The organism is Anaplasma phagocytophilum (assembly GCF_023476575.1).
GTDB classification, from domain to species: domain Bacteria; phylum Pseudomonadota; class Alphaproteobacteria; order Rickettsiales; family Anaplasmataceae; genus Anaplasma; species Anaplasma phagocytophilum_A.
The window spans coordinates 1-8,507 of the sequence record NZ_JAHLEX010000054.1; the positions used below are offsets into that span (position 1 = coordinate 1).

The window sequence follows — 8,507 nt, forward strand, 5'->3', positions numbered from 1 at the left end:
ACTACGATCTGTAATGCTGTGTAAACTTTTAATTTATGGATACTGGAGCCATGCCAGTACATACAGTACTGGATAGAAGGTGTTTTTGCGTGCTACCACGCTGCCCTCTGCTTTCTTACTCAAGCCATGGACAAATACAATAATTGAGAGCAACCTAGGTTTACAAAAATATTGGCGTAACATTGCATCACTCTTTGACATACTACATACAGCTATCTCATATGTGGGTGGATTATGTAACTATAAAGACTCTACAGCAGCGCAGTGTCTAATATTCATTACATAAAACTATATTTACATAGCTCAACAACACACCAATCTCTCAACTATTTAAAACACAATAATGGTCGTAATAACAGAGCTTTCTTTACATACATTAAGTACACAGATACTAGAATTTTTCACCTAGAAAAATAAACCTCTTCTTAATCCAATACTACCCCTGTATTTACCTCGCCCCTAATTTCTCTTTTCTCCCTTCCATAAACAAGCTCATATACCACACTTGACAGAGAACCGCGACTTACCTTGACCAATGTATCTTCGCACGGGACCACCCGAAAGTTTAGCGAAACTTCGTCCAATAACATGGCATCTATGGGAACACTATACTCATTACCCCTCATTAGTACATCTACACCCAAATTGCTCCAATAGGACTTAATATATAACTCTAAAACAGTATAAACAGAGCATGTTTCTAACTCCAAAGGCTCTACACCCCGCAGTACACTCAATTCCTTTGCTGCCCACATCCATACCGCAAGTTTCACAAAAAACCTGAGAATGCTAGGATCTGGCCACGCACATGCACAACACGTGGTTTCCAATATTTCAAACTCCCTTAGCATTCTATAGATCCTGTTCCTACCACTACGTATATACTTCTCCTCCTCTTCTTTATTCTCTTCCCAATAAACATGATTCTCTTCTCTATGGTAAGAGAGCATACTTAAAATCGTCTGTTCGTTAGGTCTGATCCGACCAAAAACATCAAAATTTTTAATTCTATAGGAAATATCTGAAACTAGCATCCTATAATGAGCATCATTCTTAAGAAGCCTATATACCCTGGTTTGATGAAAATACGGGACCATGATGCCACACATGGCAAAAAACTCCATGCCCTTCTCATCCACAAAATCCAATATCATGGAGTGAGTCACATCATTTGCAGAAAACCTCAGGAGATCATCCATATGCTTTCTCATAATCCCAAATGTCTTCACCTCACTGCATAGATCACCGTATATACTACTGAGCAATTTACCTTGAAACATCTCCCCTCCTAGAGATGTCATTGCAACGTGAATTGCAACTTCTTTGCTCCCAAAATCGTGCAGCATAATACCGTTTAACCACGATTTTAGACTAGTTCTATCGAAAACGTTATGAGTATCTCTGGACAGCATCACATACATAACGGCAAGCATATGCATGAGTGCTTTTTCTGCATAAACACATTCTCGCTTATCAAATTTACTATAACCCTCTGCTCCTCTTTGTAGACTCTCTAGAAAAACAATTTCACTATTAGAAAGACAGGTGTTGCCAGGCCCCTTATTTTTGCTTCGTGCAATATCCTTGCTGTAGTCAATTACGTGCTGAAAGACTTCTTTATAGTTGTACGCCACCCACCATGCCCCCGGAAATGCATCGAAGATCGACGCACTGTCTACATCCATAAGTGCTTGCTGATAAGGTCTAGTACTCTTAGCCATACCTAGACAACAAACAGGGAACCACTTAAAAAATTCCATACCTATACCAGAAATTAATTCTTGCGACATGGCCATGGAATACAAAATATACTCAACTACACTTCCCCTGAAATCCTCAACCATTGATATAGATATATGACCCTCGTGAGGCAGTACTTTGAGCATTTTATTCATAGCACGCCTTCTAATCCCAGCAACGGATTTGCGTTCCTGAGACAAACAAAGAAATTTCTTCTCTAGCAATAATCTAAAATACCGCTCATCATGCTGTGAATAAAATTCTATAGGAAACGCTATACCATTGCGTGGAAGCTGTTTACACTCACGCAGGTTCCCTTCGTTTATCAGATAACTGTTAGCGTCAACCCCAATCTTGACTCCATCAGATGTCTCTACTCTGGAACTTTCACTTATATGAACTTTACTAGAAAAAGGAATTGCCTTAACACCAGGTTCTTCCAGCAAAGCCGTTATATAATAACCTTTTGTGCTACCAACGCACTCTTTCCTAAGCAGGGAGTACAACAGACATAACGCAAGAGAGATAAGCGTCAACGATACAAAAAGTAGCCACGTCGTAAAACGATCTTCAATTCCGTACTTAGCGCCTACTACGCCAGCTGATGCTAATACAGCTATTCCGCTTATAAGCAATACCTTTCCTGTACGTACGATAAGCCTACCCATCCCGTATTACCCCTTAAGTGGCACACCAGTAGGAAACACATCTCACACGTGAACATTTACAGCGATTATACTAAAATCTCAATACTTTTTTGCCCACTTCAACATACACCTGCTATATAACAGAATAGTTGTCCCACATAGCAACTGCAAAGAGAAAACCCCTTATTATGTGTGCACCTTGAGCTTTTGATAGTCACTCCGCCTTGCAGAAGAAAGGCCTATAATACAGGCCTTGATTAAAGTCAGCATTATTGTGTGTAAGACACATGGTGGGGCATATATAGTGATGAGAACTCAAAACATCTAAGGAGGGAATGTTAATTATGCGTGGCTCGGTGCTGAAATAGCCGTTGTGGATTCTGAATGTGCTGTTGAAATCATATTCCAAGACAAAGAGCACCTGAAGCAGCTAAACAGGAGCTCAACGACAAGGTGGTTAATCCGTTTGTGTGATGCTTAAAAGTACCGCACCTATGAGCTTACCGCCTGATGCTTTCTTCCAATAACTCGAGTAACACATATGTCTGACCATACATTTAATGCAGTTTCAAACATGTCAAGGATAGAATACATGGGCAATATCAAACCCATAACATGCAAGGGCACCTTCATGTAAGTAAGGTAGCTCATGACCATAAAATAACATCCCATAGGTACACCCGCATTACCTATAGCTCCTCCTATAGCGAAAATAACCCATATTAAGATTTCCATAAATGAAAAAGCATGCAAATTAACTTCACATACAAAAAGTACTGTTATCAAGATAAATGAAGCACATGCATTCATGTTTATGCTTGCGCACAGTGGCAATACAAAAGATGTTACTCTTTTTGATTCACTTAAACCTTCATGAACACACTTAATGGTAACCGGTAACGCAACCACGGATGATCTAGAAAAAAACGCAGTTACTAACGATGGTAAAACTGCTTTCAATGTGGGTATCACCGGAATACCTTTTGCAATCATTAACCCAGGCAATACAATAACTGCTTGTATGGCGTTGGCCAAGATAACACATAGTACATACTTTGTAAGCCCATTAGAAAAATTTTGTCCCTGAGGCATGCACAAAAACACAGTCATAAATCCCCATACCGCCAGTGGCATAAGATACGTAAGAAAACCTGCAGCTCGTAAAAATACCTCAAACATCGCAGAGAAAAATTTACTCAGAAACGCACGCTGTTCGTCTTCAATAAATAAGCACCCTGCCCCCAACAAAAAAGAGACTCCTATACAGCCTATAACATTATTATCGAGAAAAATACGCACGAAATTGTCTGGAAATACTGACATAAGATGTGCACCGTAATTCCAGTCCATCACATTAGATAAATCAGATACTTCAGAGATATTGATACCTTGAGCCGGCGCTATAACTATGTACAAACATAACCCGATCAACGCTGCTATCGCAGTAGTTGTCAGTGCATAAAATATAGTGCTACCAATAAGACTCTTAGCATCTTTTAGGCCGCCCAAGCCAGAAAAAGTCGACATTACGGATAGAAATATCATGGGAATGCCCACGAGTTTTAGCAAACTTATGAACATGGAACTGACACCCTGAGCTGCTTCTAATAGTACAGGAATATCCAGATACTTGGTTAAAAATGCAAAACATACAGCAAGAAAAATAAGAAAAAACTTCAACATACTACACTCAACAATCCCAGTACTTCAGCTCAAAACCATAACGCACACTACCTCTGCTAACACTTTACAAAAATAAAACCTCTCTACAAGCCAGAAAACTACGTCGTCAGATAGCTATAGGCATTACAAAGGAAAAGTAATACAACCCTAAACCCATTTCGCAAGCGGAGGCATTGACATCATTATGGCATCTGAATTGCCATCCGTCATTAATCCAAACCTGGTGCCACGATCGTAAAGCAAATTAAACTCCACATAGCGACCACGCCTGATAAGCTGATAATCTCGCTCTTCTTCACTCCACTCCTTATGCATACTCCGTCTTACTATCGCAGGATAAACCTCTAGAAAACATTCCCCCACAGCGCGAGTAAAGGCAAAGTCTCTCTCAAAACCTGTCTGCATATAATCGTAGAATATTCCACCTACTCCCCTAGGCTCCTTCCTATGCGGAAGATAGAAATATTCGTCACAGTTCTTTTTAAACTGATCGTAGTAGTGTACATCAAACTTATTACACATGGCTTTCAAGGCATCATGGAAGAAAATAGTGTCATCATAATTGTGATAAATAGGAGTAAGGTCGATACCACCACCAAACCAACTCTTTGAAGTACAAATAAACCTTGTATTCATGTGTACCGCTGGAACAAATGGTGAACACATATGCGCAACAATAGAAACTCCACTCGCCCAAAATTCACCGTTACTTTCCCTTGCACCTGGGATTTCTGCAGCAAAGTCGCTTTTCAGCTTTCCGTGCACGATAGAAAAATTAACACCTGCTTTTTCAAATACAGATCCCGAAATGATAACTGACTCCCCACCACCTCCTCCTTCTCTTTCCCATTTTCTTTTCTTAATTACGGGAGAATTGTCAGAAAAATCTGCCTCTACTGCAAGAAATGCACTAACTATTTTATCACTTAAAACAACAAACCACTCAGTAACTAAATCTTTTTTCCCGTCCATCTTAGAGCTCTCAACACATCAACAATCTACCTATATTTAAAGAGCACAAACAAAACACCCCTCTACCACAGAGAAGATGCTCTAGATAGTCCAAATATATTCCATCTAAAAGGTAATACTACGAAATTATGGATAACTCTACTACACCACAAACTGCGCTTCCTACCAACTCAGTCCTTAGAAAAATCGCCGCATATACTGGCACCAGTTCCGTTTATAGTAAATAATTCCATAAGCAAAATATGTGGTATCGAACCATCCACAACATGCGCAGTACCACACGTTTCCCTGGCAAATTTTATACAAGTTTGCAACCTCTGTACCATAGTCTCACAAACTTTACCGTCGTTTAACAACTTCTCAGCTTCCTCTACTGTACCTACCAGCAATTCATCATCATGCTGCATATTTTTTATATCCTCTGCACTATCAGCAAGGATAACTAACTTAGCCGCTGACAGTGAAGATGCAATAGCTCCTGCAACCAAATCAGGGCTGACTACATGTGTCACCCCATTTGGGCCTCTACAAATTGGCGAAATGATAGGAATAAAATCCGATTCCTCTAGGAAAAATAACAACTCCGTATTGACACTATGAGGCTCGCCTACAAACCCTATATCCATTATCTTTTCTACATTGTTTGGCTGCCCATTTCGTGCAGTGAAGCACACCTTCTTTGCCTCTACCAAGCATGCATCCTTCCCACTTATGCCAACGGCATAGCCGCCATTTTCATTAATTGTCTGAACAATTTCCTTATTTACCAAACCAGAAAGCACCATCTCTGTGATTTCTAAAACCTCAGAATCGACAACCCGGAAATCATTTACAAAAACTCCTTCTTTTTTGCCAAACTTCTCTAAAACCTCTTCTACCCGATAATTTCCGCCATGCACAATTATCGGATGTATGCCCACTTGCTTTAATAGCACTATGTCACTAGCAAAACTGTCCGCAAGCTTCTTGTCTTCAAGAGCCCTGCCATCGTACTTGATAACAAACGTCTCACCAGAAAACTGATGTATGCACTTTATAGACTCAGATAGAACCCGTGCTTCGTTTAACCACTGCTCTTCTTCGGAAAGCTGACCGCCATCAAGCCACGGACCCTTCTCCTTGCGAGAACCTTTAGATACATCTTGAAATTTCATGAGCCAACTCCCTTATTCCCTTTCCAGATTTACTACTTACCCACATGATAGGTCGTAGCAAAAAATCACCGCCTTGTGCTTGTTTTTGCACGAAAGATACCATACTACCAAGCTCTTGATCAGAAAGTTTATCCGCCTTTGTCAGAACGATACTGTAGTAAATACCGTGTTCCTCCAACCAGCACAAAAAATCCCTATCTATCTCCTTAAGACCAATTCTGGAATCTATAAGTAAAAGTAGCCTCTGTAAAGCTTCCCTACTCATTAAGTAGTGTTCCATGACGTCTATATACCCCCTGGTCGCTTCCTTAGATGCTTTAGAGTAGCCGTATCCTGGAAGATCCACCAATGCCACTATTCCCTTATTAAGGTAAAAGTTAATTTGCCTTGTAGAACCAGGATTAGAAGAAGTTTTGGCGTTTTTCTTGTTATTTGTAATAGCATTTATCAAACTAGACTTTCCCACGTTCGATCTACCTGCAAACGCTACTTCCGGGACACCAAAATCTGGAAATGACTTCCGAGCCTGCACTCCAGCAACAAATCTACAGCCAAGCATATAGACACCCCACTAACCTGGAAAAAATCCGTTCCAATCTATGTCTCACAGAGTAAACACAATCCGAATTCAACTTACCCCCAAATATCAACACTATAAAGCCATAGGGAGTCATTGTATAGAAATGAGTTTACAGGAAATCACGCCTGTCAATGAAGAATACTTTTCTGTATTCTCTTTTCATATTACTCGGATATCAATGTAAATCTATTGCAAACGGTAGTACAAAAATTTACAATTCCAGGTATGGGTGTTTGTAGCAGCAGTGTGCTTCTGTTGCTTATACACTTACTGTTTCTGGGCGTTTTAGAGGTACAGGTAGAATTATGAGCTTTGAAAGCAGCCTTGAGGGGTTGTGTGAGAAATTTCGCATTTTGAAACAACAGCTTTCCGCCCCCGAGACACTTGGAACTCAAGCTTTTGTCGTGGCATCGCGTGAGTATTCGGACTTACTACCTATAATGTCTTTGATTGAAAAATACAAATCTACGCAGAAGGAAATTGCAGAATTGGAAGAGTTAGTAAATAGCGCCAGTACAGATCCTGAGCTTCGCAGCCTAGCTAAAGATGAGTCGCACATCAAACAAAAGCTCTTGCCAAAGCTCAGGCACGAACTACAACTATCGCTGTTGCCTAAGGATAGAGACGATTCTCGTAATGCAATTTTAGAGATTAGAGCAGGCACAGGGGGCGAAGAGGCCGCGCTATTCGTGGGTAATCTATATCGTATGTACCTTAAGTATGCTGAAAGGAAAAATTGGAAGGTGGAAACCATTAACATCTCTACAACAGGAATCGGTGGCTATAAAGAGGCATCGTTTAGTGTAGGCGGTAAAGATGTTTTTGCGCGGCTAAAATTCGAATCCGGCGTACACAGAGTACAGAGGGTACCGGAAACTGAATCATCGGGTAGGTTACACACATCTGCTGCAACCGTAGCTGTTCTACCTGAGGTTGAGGAGGTAGATCTAAAAATTGATGAAAAAGATCTCAGAATAGACGTTTACCGTTCTAGTGGACCTGGAGGACAATCAGTAAATACCACAGACAGTGCTGTCAGAATAACACATATCCCTACCGGCATAGTGGTCATCCAGCAAGATGAGAAGTCACAACATAAGAATAAGAGTAAAGCCTTAAAAGTACTCAGGGCTAGGTTATATAACCTAGAAAAACAAAAAAGAGAGGAGGAAATATCTAAAATGCGTAAAAGTCAGATAGGTTCTGGAGACCGCTCTGAACGCATTAGAACCTATAACTTTCTTCAGTCCCGCATCACTGACCACAGGATCAATTTGACATCGTACAGGCTAGATTACGTAATGAAAGAAGGAGACCTAGACGAGTTTATAGACGCTCTAGTCGCAGATGATCAAGCTAATAAGCTAAAACAGATAACACACTGAGTCCTCGCATTATTCGGTGTATTACATGATAAATTTGACGTCGCACAAACTAGATTGTGTTATGAAAGAAGAAGACTTGGACGAGTTTATGGATGCTCTAGTCGCAGATAATCCAAGGTAGCAAAACCTTGATATGTGGCGAATTACTTTTCCTTGACGGTGCACTATGCAAGCTCTTATGTGTTTAGTTTTCTACTATGAATAAAATACAGATACCAAGTCAGGAACGCCGTTCTTTTTTAGTTTTCACATACGTGATGTCGGGCATACAGCAATAATCGGGCCCACTGGTGCGGGAAAAACTGTATTGATGAACTTTTTGTGTGTTCAAGCGATGAAGTTTTCT

6 protein-coding genes are annotated in these 8,507 nt (G+C 40.4%); 1 reads left to right on the forward strand and 5 read right to left on the reverse strand.

Annotated elements, in window-relative coordinates:
* Window positions 1–425: 425 nt before the first annotated feature.
* The 5 genes from KPX09_RS03345 to yihA form a co-directional block, all read right to left on the reverse strand.
* On the reverse strand, window positions 426–2,408 hold the full coding sequence (locus KPX09_RS03345; RefSeq protein ID WP_249548988.1) for a hypothetical protein: 1,983 nt from the start codon (window positions 2,406–2,408) through the stop codon (window positions 426–428).
* A 471-nt stretch (window positions 2,409–2,879) separates the two neighbouring features.
* Window positions 2,880–4,070, reverse strand: coding sequence for a dicarboxylate/amino acid:cation symporter (locus tag KPX09_RS03350; RefSeq protein WP_249548989.1), 1,191 nt, complete (start codon window positions 4,068–4,070; stop codon window positions 2,880–2,882).
* Between the two features lie 147 nt (window positions 4,071–4,217).
* Entirely contained in the window at window positions 4,218–5,042 is an 825-nt protein-coding gene (gene hemF / locus KPX09_RS03355; protein WP_249548990.1) for an oxygen-dependent coproporphyrinogen oxidase, read from the reverse strand.
* 170 nt (window positions 5,043–5,212) lie between these two features.
* Entirely contained in the window at window positions 5,213–6,196 is a 984-nt protein-coding gene (argB, locus tag KPX09_RS03360; RefSeq protein WP_249548991.1) for an acetylglutamate kinase, read from the reverse strand.
* Window positions 6,174–6,755: a ribosome biogenesis GTP-binding protein YihA/YsxC gene (gene yihA / locus KPX09_RS03365; RefSeq protein WP_249548992.1), complete on the reverse strand. Its 582-nt coding sequence runs from the start codon at window positions 6,753–6,755 to the stop codon at window positions 6,174–6,176. The genes argB and yihA overlap by 23 nt, the downstream gene beginning before the upstream one ends.
* Window positions 6,756–7,081: 326 nt before the next feature.
* Here yihA and prfA point away from each other — a divergent pair, with 326 nt between their 5' ends.
* Window positions 7,082–8,161, forward strand: coding sequence for a peptide chain release factor 1 (gene prfA, locus KPX09_RS03370; protein WP_249548993.1), 1,080 nt, complete (start codon window positions 7,082–7,084; stop codon window positions 8,159–8,161).
* Window positions 8,162–8,507 lie beyond the last annotated feature (346 nt).

Excerpts from the sequence above, each read along its gene's own strand:
- KPX09_RS03345 (WP_249548988.1), bottom strand. The coding sequence starts at position 2,408 with ATGGGTAGGCTTATCGTACGTACAGGAAAGGTATTGCTTATAAGCGGA.
- KPX09_RS03350 (WP_249548989.1), bottom strand. The coding sequence starts at position 4,070 with ATGTTGAAGTTTTTTCTTATTTTTCTTGCTGTATGTTTTGCATTTTTA.
- hemF (WP_249548990.1), bottom strand. The coding sequence starts at position 5,042 with ATGGACGGGAAAAAAGATTTAGTTACTGAGTGGTTTGTTGTTTTAAGT.
- argB (WP_249548991.1), bottom strand. The coding sequence starts at position 6,196 with ATGAAATTTCAAGATGTATCTAAAGGTTCTCGCAAGGAGAAGGGTCCG.
- yihA (WP_249548992.1), bottom strand. The coding sequence starts at position 6,755 with ATGCTTGGCTGTAGATTTGTTGCTGGAGTGCAGGCTCGGAAGTCATTT.
- prfA (WP_249548993.1), top strand. The coding sequence starts at position 7,082 with ATGAGCTTTGAAAGCAGCCTTGAGGGGTTGTGTGAGAAATTTCGCATT.